23 protein-coding genes are annotated in these 24,452 nt (G+C 57.9%); 11 read left to right on the top strand and 12 right to left on the bottom strand.

What is annotated here, in order from left to right:
- Positions 1 to 31 precede the first annotated feature (31 nt).
- The 5 genes from AB6729_RS13800 (at position 32) to AB6729_RS13780 (ending at position 8,164) form a co-directional block, all read left to right on the top strand.
- The gene (locus tag AB6729_RS13800; protein WP_371082202.1) at positions 32 to 1,255 is read left to right on the top strand and encodes a hypothetical protein; all 1,224 of its coding nucleotides are present in this window, start codon (positions 32 to 34) and stop codon (positions 1,253 to 1,255) included.
- Between the two features lie 189 nt (positions 1,256 to 1,444).
- A complete protein-coding gene (locus AB6729_RS13795; protein WP_371082201.1) occupies positions 1,445 to 2,563 on the top strand; it encodes a reverse transcriptase family protein in 1,119 nt (372 codons plus the stop codon).
- A gap of 459 nt (positions 2,564 to 3,022) precedes the next feature.
- A complete protein-coding gene (locus AB6729_RS13790) occupies positions 3,023 to 3,370 on the top strand; it encodes a PadR family transcriptional regulator (RefSeq protein WP_371082200.1) in 348 nt (115 codons plus the stop codon).
- 14 nt (positions 3,371 to 3,384) lie between these two features.
- Complete coding sequence (locus AB6729_RS13785; protein ID WP_371082199.1) at positions 3,385 to 6,132, top strand: ADOP family duplicated permease; 2,748 nt, start codon at positions 3,385 to 3,387, stop codon at positions 6,130 to 6,132.
- A gap of 145 nt (positions 6,133 to 6,277) precedes the next feature.
- Complete coding sequence (locus AB6729_RS13780; RefSeq protein ID WP_371082198.1) at positions 6,278 to 8,164, top strand: hypothetical protein; 1,887 nt, start codon at positions 6,278 to 6,280, stop codon at positions 8,162 to 8,164.
- Between the two features lie 10 nt (positions 8,165 to 8,174).
- On the opposite strand, the gene AB6729_RS13775 is transcribed toward AB6729_RS13780, so the two are convergent.
- Together AB6729_RS13775 and AB6729_RS13770 are read right to left on the bottom strand one after the other, a co-directional pair.
- Complete coding sequence (locus tag AB6729_RS13775; protein WP_371082197.1) at positions 8,175 to 9,242, bottom strand: hypothetical protein; 1,068 nt, start codon at positions 9,240 to 9,242, stop codon at positions 8,175 to 8,177.
- A gap of 53 nt (positions 9,243 to 9,295) precedes the next feature.
- Positions 9,296 to 9,901: an HIT domain-containing protein gene (locus AB6729_RS13770; protein WP_371082196.1), complete on the bottom strand. Its 606-nt coding sequence runs from the start codon at positions 9,899 to 9,901 to the stop codon at positions 9,296 to 9,298.
- Between the two features lie 72 nt (positions 9,902 to 9,973).
- On the opposite strand from AB6729_RS13770, the gene AB6729_RS13765 reads away from it, so the two are divergent.
- A complete protein-coding gene (locus tag AB6729_RS13765; RefSeq protein ID WP_371082195.1) occupies positions 9,974 to 10,171 on the top strand; it encodes a hypothetical protein in 198 nt (65 codons plus the stop codon).
- 5 nt (positions 10,172 to 10,176) lie between these two features.
- On the opposite strand, the gene AB6729_RS13760 is transcribed toward AB6729_RS13765, so the two are convergent.
- Complete coding sequence (locus tag AB6729_RS13760; RefSeq protein ID WP_371082194.1) at positions 10,177 to 10,752, bottom strand: hypothetical protein; 576 nt, start codon at positions 10,750 to 10,752, stop codon at positions 10,177 to 10,179.
- 243 nt (positions 10,753 to 10,995) lie between these two features.
- Here AB6729_RS13760 and AB6729_RS13755 point away from each other — a divergent pair, with 243 nt between their 5' ends.
- Entirely contained in the window at positions 10,996 to 11,244 is a 249-nt protein-coding gene (locus tag AB6729_RS13755) for a hypothetical protein (RefSeq protein ID WP_371082193.1), read from the top strand.
- Positions 11,245 to 11,329: 85 nt separating this feature from the next.
- Here AB6729_RS13755 and AB6729_RS13750 read toward each other — a convergent pair whose 3' ends face one another.
- From AB6729_RS13750 to AB6729_RS13740, 3 genes are all read right to left on the bottom strand, one after another.
- Positions 11,330 to 11,896, bottom strand: coding sequence for a nuclear transport factor 2 family protein (locus AB6729_RS13750; RefSeq protein WP_371082192.1), 567 nt, complete (start codon positions 11,894 to 11,896; stop codon positions 11,330 to 11,332).
- Positions 11,897 to 12,094: 198 nt separating this feature from the next.
- Positions 12,095 to 12,382, bottom strand: coding sequence for a putative quinol monooxygenase (locus tag AB6729_RS13745; protein WP_371082191.1), 288 nt, complete (start codon positions 12,380 to 12,382; stop codon positions 12,095 to 12,097).
- Complete coding sequence (locus AB6729_RS13740) at positions 12,379 to 13,701, bottom strand: adenylosuccinate synthase (protein WP_371082190.1); 1,323 nt, start codon at positions 13,699 to 13,701, stop codon at positions 12,379 to 12,381. Before AB6729_RS13740 ends, AB6729_RS13745 begins: the two co-directional genes overlap by 4 nt.
- A gap of 156 nt (positions 13,702 to 13,857) precedes the next feature.
- On the opposite strand from AB6729_RS13740, the gene AB6729_RS13735 reads away from it, so the two are divergent.
- Entirely contained in the window at positions 13,858 to 14,184 is a 327-nt protein-coding gene (locus AB6729_RS13735; RefSeq protein WP_371082189.1) for a hypothetical protein, read from the top strand.
- Positions 14,185 to 14,350: 166 nt separating this feature from the next.
- A complete protein-coding gene (locus tag AB6729_RS13730; protein ID WP_371082188.1) occupies positions 14,351 to 15,508 on the top strand; it encodes a hypothetical protein in 1,158 nt (385 codons plus the stop codon).
- Between the two features lie 4 nt (positions 15,509 to 15,512).
- Here the strand turns inward: AB6729_RS13730 and AB6729_RS13725 are convergent, their stop codons facing one another.
- Positions 15,513 to 15,872 (bottom strand): YidH family protein, encoded by a 360-nt coding sequence (locus AB6729_RS13725; RefSeq protein ID WP_371082187.1) that lies wholly within the window; start codon positions 15,870 to 15,872, stop codon positions 15,513 to 15,515.
- A 208-nt stretch (positions 15,873 to 16,080) separates the two neighbouring features.
- Entirely contained in the window at positions 16,081 to 16,656 is a 576-nt protein-coding gene (gene efp, locus AB6729_RS13720) for an elongation factor P (protein ID WP_371082186.1), read from the bottom strand.
- A gap of 501 nt (positions 16,657 to 17,157) precedes the next feature.
- Between efp and mutM the strand changes: the two genes are divergently transcribed.
- The gene (gene mutM, locus AB6729_RS13715) at positions 17,158 to 17,973 is read left to right on the top strand and encodes a bifunctional DNA-formamidopyrimidine glycosylase/DNA-(apurinic or apyrimidinic site) lyase (RefSeq protein ID WP_371082185.1); all 816 of its coding nucleotides are present in this window, start codon (positions 17,158 to 17,160) and stop codon (positions 17,971 to 17,973) included.
- A 1-nt stretch (position 17,974) separates the two neighbouring features.
- Here the strand turns inward: mutM and AB6729_RS13710 are convergent, their stop codons facing one another.
- Positions 17,975 to 18,550, bottom strand: a complete 576-nt coding sequence (locus tag AB6729_RS13710) for a thiamine phosphate synthase (RefSeq protein WP_371082184.1) — start codon at positions 18,548 to 18,550, stop codon at positions 17,975 to 17,977.
- A gap of 108 nt (positions 18,551 to 18,658) precedes the next feature.
- On the opposite strand from AB6729_RS13710, the gene AB6729_RS13705 reads away from it, so the two are divergent.
- A complete protein-coding gene (locus AB6729_RS13705; protein WP_371082183.1) occupies positions 18,659 to 21,166 on the top strand; it encodes a glycogen/starch/alpha-glucan phosphorylase in 2,508 nt (835 codons plus the stop codon).
- Here AB6729_RS13705 and AB6729_RS13700 read toward each other — a convergent pair.
- From AB6729_RS13700 to AB6729_RS13690, 3 genes are all read right to left on the bottom strand, one after another.
- The gene (locus tag AB6729_RS13700; protein WP_371082182.1) at positions 21,163 to 22,317 is read right to left on the bottom strand and encodes a serine hydrolase domain-containing protein; all 1,155 of its coding nucleotides are present in this window, start codon (positions 22,315 to 22,317) and stop codon (positions 21,163 to 21,165) included. The genes AB6729_RS13705 and AB6729_RS13700 overlap by 4 nt on opposite strands.
- Positions 22,318 to 22,629: 312 nt before the next feature.
- Entirely contained in the window at positions 22,630 to 23,292 is a 663-nt protein-coding gene (locus AB6729_RS13695) for an OmpH family outer membrane protein (RefSeq protein ID WP_371082181.1), read from the bottom strand.
- A gap of 188 nt (positions 23,293 to 23,480) precedes the next feature.
- Positions 23,481 to 24,407 carry an ROK family protein gene (locus AB6729_RS13690; protein ID WP_371082180.1) on the bottom strand — a complete coding sequence of 309 codons (927 nt, stop codon included), beginning with the start codon at positions 24,405 to 24,407 and terminating at the stop codon, positions 23,481 to 23,483.
- Positions 24,408 to 24,452: the final 45 nt, after the last annotated feature.

Here is a 24,452-nt window from a genome sequence, read left to right as displayed (position 1 = left end):
AGGTTTTTCTTAAGAAAGCCGGAGCCTTCTCATGAGAGAGATAAATCAAAAGTTGCTCCTAACGGAGCGCGGGCAGCAGTGGGTTGGACAATTCGATGACGAAGATGTCGAAGCGGCGTCGCAACTTGTCTGGGCGTTAACTCTCGTATCTCATTCTTCTTTCCAAAGGGACCTTAGCCGTCGAATCCTTGATACGGCGACTAAGGTTGGAGCACCTGTGGCGTTTTTTTCCGCTCGTGAGATCGAAGATATATGTGATTTCGCGAAAAAGCTTAATGCTGCTGAGGGCCCCTCTGAAGTGGATGGTGTTAACCCTGGGCATGATCTTGGAAGCGAAGCGAGAGTCGCAGCGACGATTCGATCTTTATGCAAGACAAATCCTAGTCAGCTTCTAAATCACCCCAACAAAGCAGAGATGGTGGCATCACAGTGTGACGCGATCATCGTTGTGGATGACCTGATCGGTTCGGGTAAGCGTGTATGCAGCTATCTGGATGCTTTATGGGATAACCGCAGTTTGCGTTCATGGAAGTCTAGAAGTGATATCCGCTTCATCATACTTGCATATGCAGTTACGGAAGCTGGCCTTGATCGAGTATCAAAGCACAAGTGTGCCCCAGAAGTTATTTACGGACGAATTTGTCCCACATTGCGAACAGTTCCATGGTTTGAAAGTAAAAAAGACCTCGTGAGCGGCATTTGCAAGAAATATGGCGCTCGTGTAGCCGCAAAAAGTTTTATCTTGGGGTTTCGTCGCTCTTCCGCCCTGCTCATCTTCGAGCACGGATGTCCCAATAATGTCCCTGCGATTCTATGGAGCGATCCTGCAAAAAATAAACAATGGGTTCCGCTTTTCCCTTCAAAAGCAGTCCTCCCACCAGAGACTTCTGCCTTCCCACTTGAGATTGTGAGACGAGATCCCCTCGACCTGTTGATTGATGCAGGTCAGACCCGACTTGCTGGGACTCTTCCGGCAAATTTATCTCTCAGCCAAGAAACCCTTCTCATACTTGCCTTTGCCGAGAAAGGGATCAGAACTCCTGGAGCGCTCAGCTTTGCGACTGGCTTAACAGAGAGCGAGTGTGCCACTCATCTAAAAAGTTGCATGAATTGGGGTTTATTGACGCAACGGCTTCGACTCACGTCTTCTGGTTCAGCTGAACTGAGGGCCGCTCAACGGAGCGAGCGTGTTAAAGTAATTGCGCCTCTCGGTAATGACGGTTATTATCCTCAAATGTTGAGAAAGACCACATAGTCGCTAGTGGTCGGTCGAAAGACCGAACAAAGGCATGCAGATCAATTTCTGCATGCGGGGGCTAGGATTTACCGAAACCCTATGGAAGTGCCTAGGCATAGCAGAGGACGAGGACAAATCCTCATTCCCTCGCATGCCTTAGGCGGATTCGTCCTCGTACTCTCCGCTTCGAAGCGTCAAAGTAGCCCTATGTGGTCTTCTCAGCTTTACACCAAGCTAGGCAAGTCTCAAGGAATCTCAGATGAGATTCTAGAAGCGGCAGTGCAGCAGATCGAGGCAGTAATTGAGCCTATCCCGCATCCTCCAGCTCTCTTGACGCTGAAGCATTTTGCGACTAGAGCAGATGTTTCTTACTCAAGCTTAAGACGCTTCGTTTCACATGACCAGAAAGCTTATCGCCATTTCTACATAAGAAAACGTGCGGGAGGCGCTCGATTAATTTTTGTTCCTGAACCTGAACTCCTGAAAGCTCAGCGATGGATTACGGAGCATCTTCTCAACTTAATCCAAGTCCATCGGCGCAGCTTTGCCTTTTCTCCGGGATCATCGATCGTCAAATGTGCTTCAAAGCATTGTGGAGCTCAGTGGTTAATAAAGTTTGACGTCAGAGACTTCTTCACCTCCATCTCTGAAATCCAAGTCTATCGCGTGTTCAGATCTTTGAATTATGGGCGTCTCGTTTCCTTTGAGCTCTCCCGAATCTGCACCTTCGCGCCGGAGATGAGTCCTCGCTATGAACTAGGTGCTTGGAGAAATTGGCATCAATCCAACATCGATTTTTATGAGCACAAGGGGATTGGGTATCTACCGCAGGGAGCACCTACTAGCCCCATGCTCTCTAATTTGGTCATGCGAGAACTGGATGAAGTGTTGATGCTCATCGGCAAGGAGCACGGTCTTGTCTATACGAGATATGCGGACGACCTGACATTTTCCACTAAAAGTACGAAGTATTCTCGCGCCCAAGCCAAAGCTTTACAAAAGAAAGTTCAAAAATGCCTCGTATCCGAGGGGCTTCGCCTAAAGGCTACGAAAACTACAATCACGCCACCTGGCTCCCGCAAGGTTGTATTGGGCTTGCTTGTCGATGGTGTAACTCCTGCACTACCTCGAGAATTCAAATCTCTTCTTAGGCAGCATTTTCATTACCTAGAAGACGATGTAGCCAAACACGCACGGAAAAGACAATTCGATAGCATCTCCGGCATGCGAAGACATATCAGAGGCCTAATTGATTTCGCGAACATGGTTGACAGCAGCTACGCTAGTCCTCTTCTCCACCGGTTCAATGAGATTGATTGGCCCTGACATAGCTCTGTGTGCTGACGATCAATACCGGTAAATGTCCCGCTGCCGAATTCCTGTCAAGCCCCCAAACCACCTAATCCACTCATTCCAATCCAAATACAGTTGGCATGTTTCCCCTCCAGCCTCACTACAATAGAAGCCAGGGGCTGTCTTCAGGCCTCGCCGCTCCGCTGTTCCCTGTTCCCTGTTCCCTGTTCCCTGTTCCCTGTAAAAACTAACCCCTTTAGAAAGACGATTTTGCCCCTAACCCCAATGGACAGACGATTTTGCAGCCACCAGCGCCGTAAGTCCAATCGAAAGACGATTTTGCAAAAACAGGGGGAGGGGGTACCCACCCCATGGTGATACGCGCGTAAAAAAGAAAAATTCCTTCCACCACCTCTTGACCATCAAGAGGAACTCTGCGACCCTTTGACCATCAAGAGGAGACTCCTCTTGGTTATCGGGAGGAAGCTGTACATGGGTCAGCACGACGTTGTTCAGGGCACGCTGGAGATGCTCATCCTCAAAACCCTCGCTCTGGAACCGACGCACGGTTACGGTGTCGCCACACGCATTGAGCAGGTCAGTCAGGGCGTCTTCCGCGTTAATCCCGGATCGCTGCTGCCCGCGCTGGCGCGCATGGAACAGGCCGGAAGCGTCAAGAGCGAGTGGCGCACCAGCGAGAACAACCGCCGCGCCAAGTACTACAAGCTCACCGCCCGCGGCCGCAAAGCGCTCACCACGGAGCAGGAGACATGGAACCGCCAGGTCTCCGCCATCGCCCGCATCATGCAGGCCAGCGCCAACGCCAGTTCGGAAGCCTGATCTACAGGAGCGCGATGCCGATGCTTACCAACCTGATCCGTGGAGTAAAGAGCCTGCTGCGTTCCGCCCATGTGGAGCGCGACCTCGACGACGAGTTACAGGGCTTCCTCGACCAGTCCATCGCCGACAAGCAGCGCAACGGCCACTCGCCGCAGCAGGCCGAACGTCTCGCCCGCGTGGAGATTGGCAGCACCAACACCGTGAAGCACCACATACGTTCCGTGGGATGGGAGACACGCATGGAGAACCTGCTGCAAGACCTTCGTTACACCATCCGCACACTGCTGCGCAGCCCGGGGTTCACCGCGGTCGCCATCCTCTCACTCGCACTCGGCATCGGCGCCAACACCGCCATCTTCACGCTGCTGCGACAGGTAGTGATGCAGCAGTTACCCGTCCGCAATCCGCAGGAACTGGTCTCCTTCGGCACCGGCGAGTCTGCCGGTATCCTTGGCGGTGTGGACATGGGCACCGCAGACCTGTTCACCTACGACTTCGCCCGCCAACTGCAGAAGGACCCCGGCCCATTCCAGGGAGTCGCCAGCTACAGCAGCTTCGCCCCCACCGTAAACGTCCGCATCCCCGGCCTGGCCACAGCCATCCAGGCACCCGGCAAACTCGTCAGCGGCAACTTCTTCCAGGTACTTCAGGCCACGCCGCTACTCGGCCGGACCATCGAGAGCTATGACGCCACCGCCCCCGGCAGCAACGCCGTAACCGTCATCAGCTACCACTTCTGGGTACAGTCCCTGTCCGCCGACGCTAACGCCATCGGCAAGAGCATCACGGTGAACGGCCTCCCCTTCACCATCGTTGGCGTCATGCCGGAGGCCTTCCACGACCTGAAGCAGGGAGCGCGCCAGAATGACTTCTGGTTCCCTCTCACCATGGCGGCCACCATCATGGTGCAGAACGAGATCCTGCAGCCGGATCACTTCTTCCTGGACATGGTGGCCCGCCGCAATCCGCGGAATGCACTCAGTGCCGACCAGCAGTGGTTTGACCGACAGATCCGCACCCAGGTACGCACGGCCAGTGGCACAAACATCCCCCCGGCCCGTGAGCAGGAGATCGAACACCTGACCGTACGCCTGGTGCCTGCGGCAAAGGGCCTCTCGTACCTCCGCAGCCGCTATCGCGATTCCCTGCTGATCCTTGCGGTCATCGTCGCGGTGGTGCTGCTGATTGCATGCGCCAACCTGGCCAACTTCCTGCTGGCACGCGCGATTGCCCGCCAGCGCGAAGTCACCACTCGCCTGGCATTGGGCTCCAGCCGTGGACGCATCCTTGGCCAGAGCATTCTGGAGGCGCTGCTGTTGTCGCTCACCGGCGGCGCACTGGGTCTTGGACTGGCATTTCTCGCCACGCGCGCACTCATTGCATTTGTGATGCACGGCGTTCCCGCCAGCATTCTGAGCGCACGCCCCGATACAGCGGTGCTTGTCTTTACCTTTGCCATCTCTGTCTTCGCGGGCCTTCTCTTCGGATTGGCGCCGGCGTTGCAGTTCGCGCGCTCCTCAGACGTGGCAACACTTGCGCCAGCCGCACGAACATCCGCCAGCGCCGGAGGTGGTTCCGCGCGTTTCTGGCCGAAGGCGTTGATCACCATGCAGGTGGTGATGGCGCTTCTGCTACTCGTGGTGGCAGGCCTGTTCTTACGCACACTGCGCAATCTGCAGGGTCAGGACCTGGGGTTTGAACGCACCCATTTGCTGCTGGCACAGGTACAGCCCGACATCGCTGGTTACACGCCGGAACGCCTTCCTGCACTCAACCAGCGACTTCTGGAAACCATTACCGCAATTCCCGGCGTACGATCCGCTGCGCTTGCCGACGGTCCGCCGATCAGCACTGGATCGTGGCGTTCCAGCTTCCATCCCTCTAACTACACACCGGGCCCACGTGAGGAGATGGGTTCCACACTGAGGCGCGTTACCGGCCAGTACTTTGAAACCATTGGCAGCGACATCGTTGCAGGACGCAGCATCATCCCTACCGATACTGCCACCAGCATGAAGGTTGCAGTGATCAACCAGGCCCTTGCCAACAAGTACTACCCGCATGGCAACGCCATCGGTCAGACGCTGCAGATCGACCTGAATACGCCTGGCCCATGGCGCATTGTGGGCATCGCACACAACTCACGCTCACTCGATCTGCGCACCGTCCCGGAACCTCTGATTTACCTTCCGCTCTTTCAACTAACCGGCGCTCACGACGTGATCGCACCGACCATCCTGGTCCGCACTGCAGGCGATCCGGCGGACATGACACATACGCTGCGGAGCGCGATTGCTTCTGTCGACCCGAATCTGCCACTGCTGAAGATACAGACCATCCAGGAGCACCTGGGCGATTTCACCAGCACCGAAACGTTGATTGCGCGGTTGACGATAGCCTTTGCCGCGCTTGCCGTTCTTCTCGCAGCCATTGGTCTTTACGGTGTGATGAGTTTTAACGTGGTGCGACGCACCAACGAGATTGGCATTCGCATGGCCCTGGGCGCCAGCAACGCAGGCGTGCAATGGATGGTGCTTCGTGAATCGTTCCTTCTGCTGGTGGCCGGGTTGCTGATCGGACTTCCCATTACCGTGATCGCCGCGCGCTTTCTGCGATCGCAGCTGTACCAGATGAGTCCGTTTGATCCAGTGGTGTTTGTCGCTGCCACTGTTGGCATCGTCGCCGTAACCATCGTGTCCGCATGGTTGCCTTCACGACGCGCCGCGGCCATTGACCCCATGGTGGCCCTGCGCTACGAGTAAGTTTGAGCGTGCAGCGATCTCGTCCTACGGGAAGATATCTGCACGCTCTCTTCATCCATTTATTTCCCGCTGGAATTTTGGCCGCGAAACCGATAAGCACGCGTAGCATGGGTGGCACCGCCGCTTCATCTGGATTCTTCTCTCTATGCCCTTCAGCGTTCCCACACTCACTCCTGCGCAATGGCGCGAGCGCACGAAACTCACCTTTGGCAAACGCACCGCAGACACGCTGAAGCTGGACGCCGCTCACGATCTCTTTTACCTCTATCAGCGTGCCCCCACAGCCAACGATTACGCCTTCAAGTTCCTCCGCGAACTGCACGACTACATGATGCTAAAGAGCAGCGGCACGCGTGACTGGAATCAGGTCAATCGCAACAAGTCCAACGCCGGCATCATGCAGATCTTCTACGAAGGCCTGAAGAGTGATCTGACCGGATATCGCGGTGTGGCCGAACTCGCTCCTCCTGTGCCACTTCCTCCTCCAACTGCCCCTCTGGTTACAAGCTCCAGGAGCATTGGCGATGCCGTGGAAGCGCTGGAAGACGTGGACATTCCCAATGCACGCATGGGTGTGCTCTTCCTGCTGGCCAACATTGACGTCGAAGTGGACTTGAAGGGCGTCATCATCGACGGCCTGGGTAAAGCCGCCGTCATGGGCGCGACACTCGGCACCACCCACATGAGCGCATCGCACAGCAGCGTTTCCGCCACCGGCAACGTGCTGGCCAGCGATAGCATCGGCAGCGGACTGACGGCAGCACTTCCTATTCGTGGTGGCGGTGTCGGCATTACCCTCATCGGAGCCGTCAACAGCTCAGATGGAACGACCACGCATCTTCCCGCCTACTCTCACAGCGTGCGCCCCGATCTGAGTCCCGCATCAGGCCGCGGTCGCAGTGGCGGACTCTCTACGGGCGATCATCGCATGCCCATGCGGCCTCGTTCGGGTGGCGGAGCTCTGCCTCCCACACCCATCCCACAGTTTGAACGCGAAGCGCCTGCCCTGCCTCCGCTGCCAACACGCATGGAGCGCGTCGGCGATGCACTCTCATCCGCGGGAACAGCCATCAGCGGTGCTGCGTCTGAGGCAAAGGCCTGGCTCATCCAGCAACTCGAAGCTCTCTTTGCAAAAATCGCGCACCAGATCGAGAAGCGGTTCAAGCTGGATACATCGCAGACCATTGGTCTGATCGCGGGCCCCATCAAGGCAATCATCGGCGCGGCCATTGATGCATTAGTGCTGGCCGCGACTCCCTTTCTGGGAGCCAGCCTCGCCGTGGCAACCGGCATTGCACGCACCACCGATGCCGTCTGCGTCAAAGTTGCTTCATGGATGGACCGTCGCAAGATCCGCATTATGGAAGGCCATCCCTCCGCCATCGCCGATGCTATTGAATCCCAGATGAACTGGAACATTGGCATGGGCCTGAAGGACGTACTGCGCGGTGGCGCCAGCCTGGGTGCACAACTTGTCACACTTGGAGCTGGCGCATTGGTCGATGTAATTTTGAACGTCGTCGAATTTCTCGTGAAGACGCTGAACCGCTACATGGAAATCACCATGACACGCAGCTTCCTGCAGCTTGCGAAGCGTCACTACGAGAAGGCCACAGAACAAAGCCGCCGCACACGAATGCACGGCACCGGGCGCGATGTGCTGGGACTCCCCGAAAACCGTTCCACCAACGTCATCTACAACACCGAAGAATTCACCAGCTTCTTCGAACTGGGTTGTGAAGCCAGCGTCGTTGTTCCCATGCTGGTGCTGAACAGCAGTATTGCCGGCAGCCTGATGACAATGATCCACGTTACGGACAGCAAGGGCAGTCGCATCTCAGAGGAAGAGTTCGCCGCGGGTGATCGTTACTTCACGCGCCTGAAGCAACTTGGCAGGCAGTACATGCAGACCGCGGGATGGAAGTTCTCCGCGAGCAACACATACGTCTCCGGCCTGCTGGGGCATGCGATCCACGATCATCAGGCCCCAGCCTCTGTACTGGAAGGTGTGCGCGCCTTCGTTCGCGGTTAACCTTCGCAACTCATCGTTTTGTGTGCGCCACTTCCAGCGGCGGCGTGGTATTGCGATTCTTCAGCCATTCCAGCGAAACGCCCTGCGCTGCCGCTGCCGCGCCGGGCGGCAGGTGGTCCAGATCCGGCATGTACATCTCAACACCCGCCTGCGGAGTGGTGCGCATGGTTCCGTACACAAGCTGCGTCTGATAGTTCGCCAGGTCCAGGTCAAACCACTCATCGCTGGCTGCATCCACCAGTGTCAGGTCGGCCTGCTGCATAGTTAGTCTTCCAAACGAAACAGTTCCGCCGGAGAGCCGCAGAAAGTTATGCCACTGCGCCAATTGTTCCTCGCTTTCCGTGGCCCCTCCATAGATCACTCGTACACGGTCGTTCAGTAGTTGCACAGAAGTGATGTGGCCGTGAATATGCGGCGGTGGCAGAAGCGTCTGCGTGTCCAGGTAAATATCATCGCCGGAAGCCTGCATTCCGGCGATGCTCGTCTTTGGCATCAGGTCATCCAGCTTCAGATGGAACAGGCCAAACAATCCCTTCATCGGCACCTTCAGCACGTTCAGCTTTTTCACATGCAGCTTCAGCCGTCCATCGGGAAGCGGCGACAATTCCGCATCCAGCCGCACCGGTACGGAGATGACTTTATGGGCTGTTCCCATGATCTGCACTTCGCCGTCATGGTTCTCCACCCGGAGATTTTTCAGAGGCGGATTGCCTCGCTGGCCAGAGTTCAAGAACTCCGCGATATCAGAGAGTTTGGCATCCACCATACCCTTCTCAATCTCCAGCACAAAGGACTCCGGCACATCGAAGTCCGGCACACGATTCCGTTCCGTGCGCATCATGCGGCCGCGAATCCACCGCACGTAGACGCGGAAGTGTGCTCCTTTGTGCAGCAACACATTGTGTGCCCACAGGCGTGTCTGCTGGCTGTCGGGTGTCGTGCGATCAGCTTCGATCGGCTCTGGAACAGTCTGCGTCACCGTAACGGTGCGCGTTGTCCTGCGGCCCAGCCAGAAGGCAAGTGCCAGCAAGACCAGAACCCCTGCAATAACCAACACACGCCAACGTCGGAAATCCATTGCAGCGATGGATGCACAAAGCTGCAATTCCGCCGTATGACATGGGGAATGCACTATGCCACGGGCAATCCAAGCGCCTCACGCAGGCGTTCCCATGTAATGTCGAGAGATTCTGGCAACACACGCGTCTCAGCCGTCGCCGTCATGAAGTTGCTGTCGCCAAACCAGCGTGGCAACACATGCAGATGAAGATGCTCCGCCACACCGGCACCTGCCGCTTCGCCAAGATTCATGCCCAGGTTGATGCCGTCAGGACGATAGGTGGCACGCAACGCCGTCTCTATCCGTTGCGCCAGCGCCATCATCTCCGTAGCCGCTTCGGGCGGCAGGCTCGCCAGCGAATCCAGTTGCTGATACGGCACCACCATCACGTGGCCTGAAGTATAAGGAAACGCATTCACGCAGACGAAGTTATGTTCTGCCTGCAGAAGCACACCCGCCGCCTTTTCTGCCTGGGCCGCTGGCATGACACCAGCGTGAATTGCCCAACGGACAGAACGAATCATGTTGAGGAAGACGGAACGGTGATCTTCAGGATAGCCATCCAGTTCCGCGGGGACGCCCTGTCGCAATCTCTTCTTATCGCCGGTAATGTATGCGTAGCGCCACGGAGTCCAAAGCCTGTCCATCACCGCAGTATAGTCAGCGTGGTGGTTCATCTTTCCGCAGGCGTGCAAGAGACCCGAAATCGACGATCTGCATCCCATGCAAGCACAGGGTTCGGACAATCAGTGGCTATCTTTCGTGTCATCACATATCTGATTCACGCCATCGCTGCCGCGATTGCCGCATTGGCAGTGGCCATCCTGTCGCACCTGGTTCCAGTGCTTTTAATTGCTCTGGGGACCGTGGGCGCTATTGCGCTTCTGTGCGCATCCTGCGGCATCCGCGGCTTTGCGTTTTTACGCCGCCGCAAACAGGACGAATAGAGACCCTACCGCTGTCCTGCGCCAAACCGATAGGCTGCACCAATGGACACCTGGCCACTCCACGTGGAACCGCTCTGCAACACCGGCGTATTCCAGTGCTTAGCCTGAACATCCGCTTTCAAGGAAATCCAGGGTGCAATATCCAGTTCCACACCGCCACCGGCAGCGTAAATGTTCGACGCGGTCTGCGTGTACAGCAGATTCCCTATGGCATAGCCCTTGTTCTGATAGGTCATCTGGCCACGCCCGAACAGACCATCCACGTACGGACGAAATAATCGGCCCGTCTCGTAGGACAGCCGCGCGCCGCCGAGAATATCTTTTTCGCCAACGATCTTGCCGCTATCCAGCGGGTAGCTGCCACGCACTTCCGCGGCTAGCAGGTAGTGTCCGAAGGTATGAAATCCCAGATCCAGACCACCCGTAAGTGTCAGGTTCTTGCCGCCATCGGTGAGCGACGCCTGCGAGCGACCAGCAACCCCGGTAGCAGTTCCGCCCACCATCACGAAGGCAGAGGGTACAAGTGTGCGGACCGCAGTAGGCTGATTAGCCTGCGCAACGGCCTCGAAATTTAGGCTCATCAAAAAAAGAAGGGCAAGAAAGAAAAAGACAGGCTTCACTGATTTCATTATCACTGTTTGTTTTATGGTGGTTAGCGCTTTTGTATCACATTTGCGTGAGCCGCTTTTTGAATTTCTCGCCCGCACGGCATTTGGCGACACAAAACCCAGGGCGTCAGCACCAGGGCAACTCCATTGCTGCTTCGTCCATCCCAATCTCTTGTGGACGCGTGCTGCTCCAACTCTGACAGTCGGGAGATTTTTATGATCGGGACGAAACGTTCCTGGCGCACCGATGCAGGCATCCGACCCGGCTCCGCTCTTCGCCGGCAGGACTCCTCCGAGATGGCCGCTTCCCTTCCGGGACGCCGTTCCGCCATTGCCATGTCTGAACCAGAAGATGCACAACTGACCGGCATGACGCGCTCCCTCGATCGCCGTCTGCTGGCCCTTAACCTTAAGCCCGTCGCTTCTGCCTCTTCCCAGCCCGTTACGGCTCTGAAGGTGGCTTAGACGGACCGACCCTCCCCCTGGGTACGAAAAAAGCCCCGCAGCACATGCGGGGCTTTTCTTGTCTTCAAATCCGATAGGTCGAAAATCAATGCTCCGGGCTGGGTTTCCGGCTCAACGGCATCCCGCGGTGCATGCCCATCTCGTCCGGTCCGGAGACACGTGTTGCCTCCAGATTCAGCACACGCCATTGTCCATTCGACGCCCGCCCATACACCTTGGTATAGCGGAAGACGGCATTGACCGGATGACTGTCCAACTGCCCCAGCACGCGCACCTGTGACACCACCACTGCGGCAGATGGCTGCATCCGCACCTTAATGTCCATCACATCAATGGATCGAAAGCTGTTAACTCCCGTGCTCACACGCTGCAGATACTGCTGCTTGTCAGAAAGTGTTCCGTTTGCAGAGATGGCCAGAAAGTCCTCCGCCATCAACTTCTCCAGCACCGCAGTATCCGCTTTCGTCAGTGCCTGCAGCCAGCTTTGCTCCAGCATTTCAATCTGGTGCGACTCGGCGCGACGGTTTTCCTTCTTCGGTTTTGCCGGCTTGTCAGCGCAGGCACTCAGCACCACGCTGCCGCAAAGGAGCAGGCACAGAACGGCGGCGACCGCGTGGGTGGAACGAGACGGGATGTCCATGCGCCAGTGCATTGAGAATCGCATCCTACTCGGGGGATTCCGGTTTCGTCAAAACAGTTGCACGGAACTGCGTGAGACAGCGGCTGACCAGCGAATTTGGCCAGCCATTTCCCAACAATCACAGATCAAGTGCGTATCGCCATCCTGACGCAAATCCAACGCCGCGTCCAATGCTTTCGCACGAACGCATGGCGCAATCGCCAAACCTGGCTAGACGATTTCCTGCAGCGTCTCCAGCGTGCGTTCCCGCACCTTGCGGTACAGCCCGTTCGTGGCCCATTCGTCAAAGTGGGCCGATGAACGATGTGCCTCCAGTGCCTCCGCGTCCTGATACTGCTCGTAGATCAGGATGGTGTCTGGATCAGCCTCCACAAAGTGCGCAACGTAGCTGACGCAACCCGGCTCCTGGCGCGAAGCCGCTCCCAGGTTCTGCAAAATGGAACGGATTTCCGCGCGGTCTTCCGGCACAAAGCGCATACGAACGGTAAACGAGATCACAGTCCCGCCTCCACATTCGTTGCCGCATCAAACTCCGGCACGGAGAAGGTCTCGTTACGATCAGGACCAGTGCTGACCATGCCAATGCGGGCACCGCTGTTCTCTTCCAGGAAGCGCAGGTACTTCTGCGCATTCACCGGCAGCGACTCAAAGTTCTTTGCGCCCACCGTCGACGTCTGCCAACCGGGCAGATTCTTGTACACAGGCTCAATCTGAGCAAAGCGGCGAATGTCTGCAGGGATAACGTCCGTCTCCACACCGTCAATGCGATAGTGCGTGCAGACCGGAATCTCCTTCAGCGAATCCAGCACGTCCAGCTTGGTCACCACCAGCCACTCCGTACCGTTCACCATGTTGCTGTAGCGCAGCAGCGGCAGATCCAGCCATCCGCAGCGACGCGGACGCCCAGTCGTAGCACCGTATTCCTGTCCACGCGCACGCAGCTCATCGCCTGCCGCAGTAAAGTCTTCCGTCGGGAACGGGCCTTCGCCCACACGTGTGACATAGGCCTTGGTCACACCAATGACGGTGCCGATCGTCGTCGGTCCCACACCGGTGCCGATCACCGCACCGCCAGCCGTCGCGCTCGACGACGTTACAAACGGATACGTGCCGTGGTCAATGTCCAGCAGGGCGCCCTGTGCGCCCTCAAACATCACGCTCTCGCCATCCTTGATGGCCTTGTTCAGCAGCACGGCCGTGTCCGTAACATACGGCGCAATCTGCTCCGCATAAGCTGCGTACTCTTCGTAAATCTTCAGCGGATTCAGCGGCTCTGTACCGAACAGCGCATGGGCAATCTGGTTCTTCTCATTGCAGGCATTCGTAATGTGCGTGCGCAAAAGCTGCGTGTTCAACAGGTCCACAATGCGCAGACCGTTGCGGTGCATCTTGTCTTCGTATGCTGGTCCAATGCCGCGCGACGTGGTGCCAATCTTCGTGCGTCCCGGCGCATTCTCTGCAGCCAGTTCGATCATGCGGTGGTACGGCAGAATGACCTGCGCGCGATTCGACACAAACAGTTGACCGTCGATTGGAAGACCCTGCGCCTTCAGCATCTTGATCTCATTCAGCAGAGCCGCCGGATCCACCACCACACCATTGCCAATGATGCCCAGGCAGCCTTCACGCAGCACGCCGCACGGAATCAGGTGCAGCACAAACTTCTTGCCATCAATGATGACTGTGTGGCCCGCGTTATGCCCACCCGCATAGCGTGCAACTACCTTGTAACGCTCGCTGAGGACGTCGACAATCTTGCCCTTGCCCTCATCGCCCCACTGCGCGCCCAGAACCACTGCTGTCTTCTTCATAGCCATTAAAATCTCCACACGCACACACCACTGGAACGGCCCGCAACAGCGCCGCAGAGGACTTTCGCGCAATGTCAGTTGGATGCGTTCGACAGGCGAACGGGGACGAACTGCCGCCTGCCTCATTTTATACTGGCCGCCAGTACTGCAGGAGACTTAACCGTGGAGACACCCGAAACCAGCTTTCACGCCTGGATTCTTACCGGCAACGCGCTGAATCTTCTGCTACACGGTGTCTCCCCGGATGCTTTCGCAGACCCCACCGTGCGGGACCACCTGGTGCGGCTTGAGGAAGAGCTGAAAGACTTCCCGCCCGACGAAATGCTTACCCGTCTCCACGCCCTGCCAAAGGAAGACAAGAAGTTGCTGGCCACCGCCTGCCGCCAGGCGATGACGCTTGCCGGGGAAAACGCCGAGACCACGCTGGGTCTCACGCGTGAGGAAGCCGAGGCCGTCCTGCGCCTGCTCGCACACGAGAGCGCTCACTAACGCCTCCTGAAAGCCTTCCTCCACCAACCGCATTCATCCGGCGTCCATCTTCCCGTTACATCCCTTGCACCGACTTTTGTGCAAGCATTCGTTTTCTGGTGACCTCCCATTCGCACATTCTGCGCAAGCTGAATGCAGACAGCGACTCGGCCTGGAGGAGCACATCATGAAAGCGACGCACTCGACCATCTCGTGCCTCTGGAAGAACAAGGAAGCATCCTACGCGTACACCGCGGGCGTTTCCCTTCACAGCCACACCAGCATGTCAGAGGAGAGTCTCTCCTTCATTCACGACATGAGCCAGGGTCTGCCGCTGGTCCGGAAGGTGTTCGATCACTACATCGCAAAGTGCCGCGACCAGTATGGCTTCACCCTGGATTTTCAAAGCGCGCACTGGCGTCCGCCGCTTCGTCCCCTGATGGCGTATGACCTGGAAGAAAACCAGATCACCAGGCTGGGACTGAAGCCTCTGGTCTCCATCAGCGATCACGACAACATCGACGCGCCGCTGCAAATCCGCATGGTGCCACACGCCCGCACCGTGCCCGTCTCCGTGGAATGGACCGCGCCGTGGGGACGCACCTGCTTTCACCTGGGCATTCACAATCTGCCTACAGCCGATGCACGCGCATGGATGGATCGTCTGAGCAACGCCACCGCCAGCACGGATGAATCCGAAGTCGAGTCGATCCTCCGCGACCTGCACGCCATCCCGCAGGTGCTTCTCATCTTCAATCATCCGCTGTGGGACCTCTACTCCGTAGGCAACGGGATCCACATGGCAGAAGTACACAGATTCCTCGCTGCAGTCGGCGACTGCATGCACGCGATGGAACTCAACGGCCTGCGCCATGCCAGCGAGAATCGACAGGTGAGCGCGCTGGCACGCTCCACCGGCCATCTGCTCATCAGCGGCGGCGACCGTCACGGCCTGGAACCCAACGCAAACATCAACCTGACCCACGCACAGAACTTCCACGAATTTGTGCATGAGATTCGCGTGGAACGGCTCAGCCACGTACTGTTCATGCCGCAGTATGCGCAGCCGTGGAAACGCCGCATCCTTAGCTCCACGCTGGACGCGGTCACCGACTATCCCGATTTCATGCCGGGATGGCAGCGCTGGGACGAGCGCGCCTTCCACAAAGACCGCGAAGGTGTGATGCGTCCCATGAGCGAACTGTGGGAAGGTGGCAAGCCGCCGCTTCCGCTCTTACTCGGAGTACGCGCAGTGAGGATGGCGCGGCACGGAACAGTGGCACGCTCCATCGGCGTCGCATTTCCGGGAAGCAACGACTTCCGTCCCGATTACGAAATCCTGTAACCGCTCAACGCGACACCAGAAGATAAACCGCCATGATGGTTCCAATGAGAGCCAGCAGCACTGCAACGACAACCGCCATACGCGACACCACTGGCTTCCATGATCCTTCGCGCAACTGGCGAATGAGCTGGAGGTGCTGCCCAACGGACACCACCAGTACCATCACGCCCAGCACAACCACCGCATCGCCGACGTAGACAGAAGGTCCTGTCCACTCATCGCCGCGAATCTGCCGCAGAAACAGCGCAAATCGCGCAATCGCAAAGCCCACGCCCATCATCGCCAGGCCTGTACGTATCCACGCAAGAAATGTGCGCTCCGCGGCCAGGTAAATGCCCGGATCATCATGCGGCGAATCTGCCATGAACGGAGCTCCTGAAAACGCGGCTAGATGTGAAGTTTCAATAGGCTGTTGTCCATCGGACCAAGAACGAAGAAGCTGATTGTGTCGAGCAAGCAGTGATCTTCGGAGGACCGATGGACTATCACCATCATGCCCGTTTGACGGTGCATGGTCGAGAGCAGACGTGTCTGGCTGTGTTGGCAAGCCACCGCATCAGGGGAAAAATACTTTAGACGCGGCCTGCGAATTCCTTTGTTTCCGGCGCCACCTTGATCTTGTCGCCCTCTTTCACAAACGCAGGCACCTGCACCACCGCGCCGGTTTCCAGCGTCGCAGGCTTATACGTAACTCCGGTCGCTGTATCGCCTTTGAAGCCCGGTTCTGTCTCTTTCACCACCAGCTCCACATGAATCGGTAACTGGATACCAATGGGATTACCTTCGAATTTCTCAATCTGAACAGCCGTGCCTTCCAGCAGCCAGTCCAACGCATCGCCCAGCATCTCATTGTTCAACTGCAGCGTCTCAAAGCTGGTCTGGTCCAGGAAGTATGCGCCATCGTTATCGCTGTAGAGGAACGTCGCCTCCACATCTTCCAGGTCAGGTTCCTTGAACTTCTCGTCTGCCTTGAAGGTCTTGTCGAAAACTGCGCGCGTCAGCAGATTGCGCATCTTCAGACGAACCAGCGTTTGCCCGCCACGCGCCGTGGGCGTGGAGATTTCCTTATCCAGGCAGTGATACGGCACGCCTTCCAGCTCGAAATACATCTTGCGCTTAACGTCGATGGCTTCGATCAATCCTGCCATGTTGCTTGTCTCCTGAATGCTTATAAGCCTCATCCAGCATAGCGGAACCAACATCCGTGTGCCCGCGCTGAACAGAGACCGGGTGCCCACGTAAAGCAGAGCCGGGTGCCGTATTGAAGCAGGGGCCAGATGTTGAACCAACATCCGTGTACCCGTGCCGAACAGAAACCGGGTGCCCCAGGTGCGCGAAGCTCACCTGGGCATCGCGCAAAGCGCGATCTTACGAACGAAGTTCGTCACCGTGAGCGCAACCCCAACAGCCAGGCCCCGTCATTCTGAGCGGAGCGAAGAATCCCGACGAACTCTCATCCTGCCAAGACCTTTGCAACCTTTCCAGCCACCAACCCAAACCAGCTTCGCAAGGCGAAGCTCATACGGTCGAAGACCGTCATCCTGAGCAAGTCGAAGGATCTGCTCTCTTCTCCCACAACTACGCTTTCGCCTTGAGCCGTCGTCGTAGAGTGCTCCGAACAATCCCCTTATCGCGTCTAATGTTCTGGTATGCCCGAACTCCCCGAAGTCGAAACCGTTGCCAATGGCGTAAACGAGCGCGTCCGCGGTGAGCGCATTGATGCCGTCACCATCGGCCCGCACAAAGAGCCGCTGAAGTCCACGCCATCGCACATCGAAACTACGCTGACCGGCGCAAAGATCGAGCGTGTCCACCGCGTGGGCAAAACCATCGTGATGGACGTGAAGCAGCGCAACGGCAAGTCCGCACAGGCCACCATCCACCTCGGCATGACGGGACGTCTGCTTGTCTCGCAGCGCGACGTTCCCGTGCCTCCGCACACGCATGTCACTCTGCATCTGCACGATGGTCGCGATGTCCGCTTCGTCGATCCGCGACGCTTCGGCCGCGTAGGCATCGTCGACGAAGGCACCACCTACGAAGGCCCAGGCAAAGAGCCGCTGACCATCTCCGCAGATGACTTCGCCGCGTTATTCGCAGGCCGCAAGACAGCCATCAAAGCCGCGCTGTTGAACCAATCGCTACTGCACGGCGTAGGCAATATCTACGCGGACGAAAGCCTCTTCCGCGCAGGCATCCGCCCCACACGCCACGCAGGCCGCATCAAACGCGCGGAGCTTGACAGACTGCACACCTCACTACAAGCCGTGTTGCATCACGCAATCAAACTCGGCGGTTCCTCCGTCAGCGACTACGTCGATGCCGACGGCGTCCGCGGCTTCTTCCAACTGGAGCACCGCGTCTACAGCCGTACCGGCGAACCATGCATGAATTGCGGCAAACCCATCCAGAAAATTGTCGTAGGCGGACGATCCACGCACTTCTGCAAAACCTGCCAGAAGTAGATCAAACAAACAACCGAATCCCAGCCACACCCGCAGCCCCTGCATCCACGCACGCCTGCATATTCGCTTCCGTCACACCGCCCAGCGCCAGCACCGGAATACCCGCCGCTGCATCACACGCCTCGCGCAGCGCATCCAGCCCAACGCCCTCTGTCACCACTTCCCCACGCACACGTTTTTCAAACACCGGCGCAAACAGGATCAGCTCCGCAAACTCCGCAGCGCGGTGAACATCGCTAAGCGTATGACATGAGACGCTGACGATCAGTCCATGATGCGACTGCAGATTCTGCGAGAACGTGGTGGACGACAGATGTACACCATCTGCCCCGGCCCACTGCGCCAGCGCGGCTGTTCCATTCAGCAGCAGTTTCGTCTCGCCGCCGCCATCGCGAATCGCCTGCATCAGCGACCGCGCAAGATCCGCCTGCGCTGCTTCACCCAGGTCCTTCTCACGCATCTGGATATAGTCCACGCCTTCGCTCGCCAGCCGCGCCACCTGCGTGATCAACGCGTCCTCGCGCGAGCGTTCATCACCTGGAAACATCTGCCTGTCCGTAATCGCATATCGCAACATGACTTTCACGATACGTCGATTGGCAGCCTCTCCGCACGTCTTTCCTGTTTCCTTCCTGCGTTCCCTGCATCCCACATACGACAGACCTTCGCAGGAGAATCCGACACAATGCCCCTTCAGGACCAGGAAGCACCGCACCCGCAACAGTTCCAGACAGAACAGCAGGCGCAGACGCACCCCAGCGAAAACCGTGCAGGCACCTCTGCGAAAGACCTTGAGATCTCCTTCCATAACCACATGACGCACACAGTGGGTCGCCCGCTGGAAAACAGCAGCCTGCTGGATCAGTACCACGCACTGGCCGCCGTCGTGCGCGACCGCATGATGGATCAATGGCTGGAGACCATTGAAAAGTACAAGCAACACAATGTCCGTGTGCTCGGCTATCTCAGCGCGGAATATCTCCTCGGTCCACATCTTGAAAATGCGCTGGTGAATCTTGAACTAAGACCCCAGATGGAAGAGGCATTAAAAAATCTGGGGCTTGATCTGAACACCATCGCGGCACAGGAGCCGGAGCCGGGTCTGGGCAACGGCGGCCTTGGCCGTCTCGCCGCATGTTTCATGGACTCGCTGTCTACACTGGACGTACCTGTTCTTGGCTACGGCTTGCGTTATGAATTTGGCATCTTCCGCCAGGAGATCGTCGATGGCTGGCAGGTGGAAAAATCTGATAAGTGGTTGCAGTACGGCAATCCCTGGGAGATCGCCGCGTCCACAAGCTATGAAGTCTGCTTCTTTGGTCACACAGAAACTTACAACGACGAGCATGGCTTGCTGCGCCATCGATGGGTTCCGGACCAGACCATAAAAGGCATCCCGTACGACACACCAATCCCTGGCTACCAGACGCGTACTGTGAACCGCCTGCGGCTATGGAAGGCAGAGGCCGTCGACAGTTTCGACCTCGGCATGTTCAACAGCGGCGACTACATGGGAGCTGTCCGCCAGAAGATGGAATCCGAAACCATCAGCAAAGTGTTGTACCCGTCCGACGATCAGATGCAGGGCAAACGCCTGCGCCTGATGCAGCAATACTTCTTCACCTCCTGCTCACTGCAGGACATGCTGCGCCTGCACGGCATGCGCGGCGAAAAACTCACCACCTTCCACGAGAAGTGGACCATCCAGCTCAATGACACACATCCCTCCATCGGCATTCCAGAGCTGATGCGCCTTCTGATGGACGAGAACAGACTCTCCTGGCAGGACGCATGGAACGTCACGCAGAAAACCTTCGGCTACACGAATCACACGCTTCTGCCGGAAGCTTTGGAACGTTGGCCACTGGAGCTTTTTGGTAGCCTGCTTCCGCGACACCTGGAAATCATCTACGAGATCAACGCGCGCTTCCTCGCCGACATGCGTCTGCGTTACCCCAACGACGATGCGCGGATGCGACGCATGAGCATCATCGGCGAAGAAGGTGGCCGTAGCGTGCAGATGGCGAAACTTGCCGTCGTCGGCAGCAAAGCCGTCAACGGCGTCGCGGAACTGCACACGCAACTCCTGGAACAGGACACACTGCACGATTACTACGAAGTTTTCCCGGAAAGGTTCAGTAACAAAACGAACGGTGTAACACCTCGCCGCTGGCTAATGCTCACTAATCCGAATCTGGTTGAACTTATCAACGAAACCATCGGAACGCGATGGCACAAAGACCTGTACGGACTGCGCGGACTGGAGCATTTCGCAGAAGACAGCAACTTCCTCGCCCGCTGGCGACAGGCGCAGGAAGGCTGCAAGACAAGCCTCGCAAAATACATCGCGCAGAACCTCAGCATCGCAGTCGATCCCACGTCCATGTTTGACGTACACGTGAAACGCATTCACGAGTACAAGCGCCAGCACCTGAAAGCCCTGCACATCCTCTCGCTCTACTGTCAGATCAAAGCAGGAACGCTGAAGAATCCCACGCCCACCACCTACCTCTTCGGTGGCAAAGCTGCTCCCAGCTACATCATGGCAAAACTCATCATCAAGCTGGTGTGCAGTGTCGCGGACCTGGTCAATCACGACCCCGCCACGCGCGACCTCATGAAGGTAGTTTTCTTACCAAACTATTCCGTGTCACTGGGCCAGCACATCTATCCCGCCGCCGATCTCTCGGAACAGATCTCCACGGCAGGCAAGGAAGCCAGCGGCACCGGCTGCATGAAGATGATGATGAATGGCGCCGTGACGCTGGGAACGCTGGATGGAGCCAACATCGAAATTCGGGAAGAGGCTGGCGAACAAAACTTCTTCCTCTTCGGGCTCACTGCGCCGCAGATCGCTGAGACGTTGCACAACGGCTATCGGTCACGCACGTTTTACGAACGTAGCCCTCTTCTGAAAGAGGTGTTGGATGGCATCTCCTCAGGCCGCTTCTTTGGCAGCGACAGCGCGCTCTTTACACCGCTGGTGGATAACCTTCTGAACTGGGATCCGTTTTTTGCGCTCGCCGATTTCGACAGCTACGATAGCGCGCATGCACTGGCAAGCGATGTCTATCGCGACCCAAAGGCCTGGGGCCGAATGTCACTGCTGAACACCGCTCGCTCCGGCAAGTTCTCCTCCGACCGCACCATCCGAGAGTATTGCCACGACATCTGGGAACTTCCCGTCGGCTAACGCTCCGCGTCCACGGCCTGCTGCACCGTGTGCCAGAAGGCAGCGCGTGCCGTGCTGTGTTCGCTGCCGGTAGCCTGATCCCAGTCCCCCAGCATCACCACCACCAGCTTTCGCTGCGGATCGATCAGGATCGATTGACCGAAGATACCCAGCGCCGCAAAACTGCCGTCGGGCTGCGGCCACCAACCGTAGCCATACGTTGCTCCCCCTGCCTTCACCTGCGGCCTCGTCGCCTCCGCAAACCAGCCCTCGGGCACCTGCGATCCGCCGTCATCCAGCACCCACAGCCCCAACCGTCCAAAGTCACGCAGCGAAGCCGACAATCCCGACCCACCAAACTCCGCACCCGCCGAACCAGCATCATTTGCGATCCATGTAGCGTCCTGCTCCATCCCCGCATGGCTCCAGATGGCCCCGGATAACTGCGCGGCAAGCGTCTTGCCCGTCGCTCGACGCAACAGCACCCCCAGCAGGTCCGTCTCACCCGTGTTGTAATGCCAGGCCGTCCCCGGTGCGGAACCACGCGTCAGCGTCCGCATGTACTCCACCGTGGAGTCTTTCCCCCGTGCCACAGCCGTCGTGTACAGCCGAACATTGTCCGCATCGGTCGAGGTGTAATTCTCATTCCACCGAACACCGCTGGTCATGGTCATCAACTGCCGGACGGTCACGCCATCATAGGCGCTGCCCTTCATCTCCGGCAGGTACGCCGTCACATCGTCGTCCAGCGAGTGTAGTTTTCCCTGCCGCAATGCCACACCCACCAGCGTGTCGGTAACCGCCTTGGTCATGGAAAAGCTCGTCCAGTGCCCCGCACGTGTCAATCCCAGGCCGTACCGCTCATTCCGGATGCGTCCGTCCTGCAGCATCAGCACGCCGGAGAGATGCTCCGCCAGCATCAGATCGCCAACCTGTGAATCCGGCAGCAGCGATTTCTCGGCAGGAAGCGGTCGAACCACCCCGCCTCGAGCCACCCGATGCACCGGAAAGATGCGATCCATGTGCGCAAAACGCTGGTCCCGCTGATCCTGCGTCCAGGTCAGATCGGCTGCCAGGCGCTGCCCCACGGACAACTCCGGCTGCTTCTGCGCCAGTCCGCTACGAGCCGCAAATAACTCCACCAAAACCAGAAATGCAAGCGAAAATCGCACGAAGACTCCTGAGGAAGCCTGTGGTGATCTGTGGAAAGCGTCTTTATCGCTTCACGGAACTGTAACTTTGCCACAGATTGGATGCAATTCGAGAGCTTCGTATAACCCACTTGTTACGTGCAGCTTCCACGCAAATTCTGACAGGTCGTGAACATCGACGAAGCCTAAGGGCCTGGAAGTGACTTATCCTGCCGCCCGTCTTCCACAGTTTTTTCCACAGAAAACCATCTCTGCGGGAGCAACCATGCGGGCACGACAACGGGGAGCAGAACCATAAGTTCTGCTCCCCGTTTTTGTTGCGGATGACGCAGTTTACTTCACGGGTGTCTTCGCAGCCGGACGCGGAGTTGTCGCACGCGGTGCCGACGGAGCAGATGCTCCGCCTGCCGGAGCCGCAACGCCAGCCTGCGCGTTGTACGCTTCGATCACAGCGCGGGTTACGTCCGTCTTCTCGGCAGCCCACAGGACATTGCTCTGCTGTCCGCTGACATCCAGCACCAGGGTGAAGCCATTCTCAGAAGCGTACTTCTGCATCACGGCATTTACCTTGCCGGCAATGCGTCCATAGGCTTCCTGCAGATCGTTCTGGTAGGCGGCCTGGGCATCCTCACCGTCGCGCTGCAATTGCTTCTGTTTCGCGTCGATGGTGCGTACGCGGCTCTGACGATCATCGTCGGAGAGGGTGGTTGCGGCCTGGAGCTGCTTCTGCAGGCTCTCCACTTCCGTCTGCTCAGCCTGGATCTTGGCCTTCTGGGGCTCATACTTCTTGCCCAGGGCGCCAACTGCCTGCTGACCTTCGTTGGTGGCAAAGACAGCCTGTTCAAAGGCGATCAGGCCAACCTTCGCCGGAATGGCTTCGGGCTTCACTGCAGCCGGCGCTGCCGGTGCGGGCGAGGCCTGCGCGAAAACAGCGGGAGAGGACACAAAAGTGATGAGGCCGACGGCGAGCGTCGCAAACTTCGAGACACGGTTCATGAGATCTGGTAAAGCTCCTTGGGACACCTGAAGGTCCGTCGAAGGCCCGACGCCGTGGAAGCGGTCGCCGTTAGCCCTTGCCGCGGTGGCCGTGGTTCCCGAAGACGCACCAAAATGGGGCGTCCGGGGAGGTCGCGCGCAATGCACCGATTATATCCCGCACTGTTCCTTCGCGGTCAAACGGCGGATTATGCCGCCGCCGTCGGCACCAGCGAAGCTGTCCGCCCAATCACAGCCGCCCCCGTCACCACTGTTTCCGGGTTATGTGGATGAATCTCCACCGAGAACGCCTGCAGGGGGCTCAACCGCACCATCTGCTGGATGTAGTGGTTCAACAGCGGCAGTTCCACGAAGCGGACGTTGTAGCCCGTCAGGTAAAACTTGCCCGCGCCGCTGATGTGGATGGAGCTGGCCGTTCCCGCTGCCAACGCCTTGTGCCATAGCTTCTTGAACTCAATGCAGCGCTGGTCGCCGTTGTCTGCCGCCTCAAAAACATCTTCTGGCTCCATATCCAGGAACCGCAGACGCATCGCCCGGTGGCCCATGATGCCTTCCATATGGCCGCGCCCACCGCATCCGCAATAGGTTTCGCGATCATCCAGCGTAACAACGGTATGGCCACCCTCGCCAACACCCTCCACCAGCGGATAGCGCCCAAAGCCGATACCGGTGCCAATCGTCCACACGCGGATCATGCTGTCCAGCTTGCCCTGCTGATGTGCCAGACCGGCAGCCACCGCGTCCGCATCGTTCACAGCGGTTACCGGCAGGTCAATGCCATGCTCCTTCAGCAGGTGGCAGATCTCCGCCACAATCCGCGCGCCTTTCATCTGCGGCAGATTCGGCGAATCCTCCACCACACCATGTCGCACCAGTCCGGGCAGCGCAACCCCAATGCCTTCCAGCACCACATCCGGATTGGCCTTGATCACGGCAAGAATCTGGTCGCACAGGGCGGCAGTCAGGTGTTCGCGCGGCATCTCCACCAGCGCGTCTTCATACAACTCATCTTCCGGGTAGGAATGAATGCGGTCCAGCGTCCCATCCGGCCCCAGTAAACCCGCGAGGATGCGCTTGGAAAGAACAACTCCGATGGTGCATGCCTGACGACTCATAACAGCAACCTTTGCTTTCCCGGCAACCGCTGACCCCAAAGTGAA

It is taken from the genome of Terriglobus sp. RCC_193, assembly GCF_041355105.1.
In the GTDB taxonomy this organism is placed as follows: Bacteria; Acidobacteriota; Terriglobia; order Terriglobales; family Acidobacteriaceae; genus Terriglobus.
Note: the sequence above shows the minus strand (reverse complement) of the source record. Positions and strands in the feature narration are given on the sequence as shown.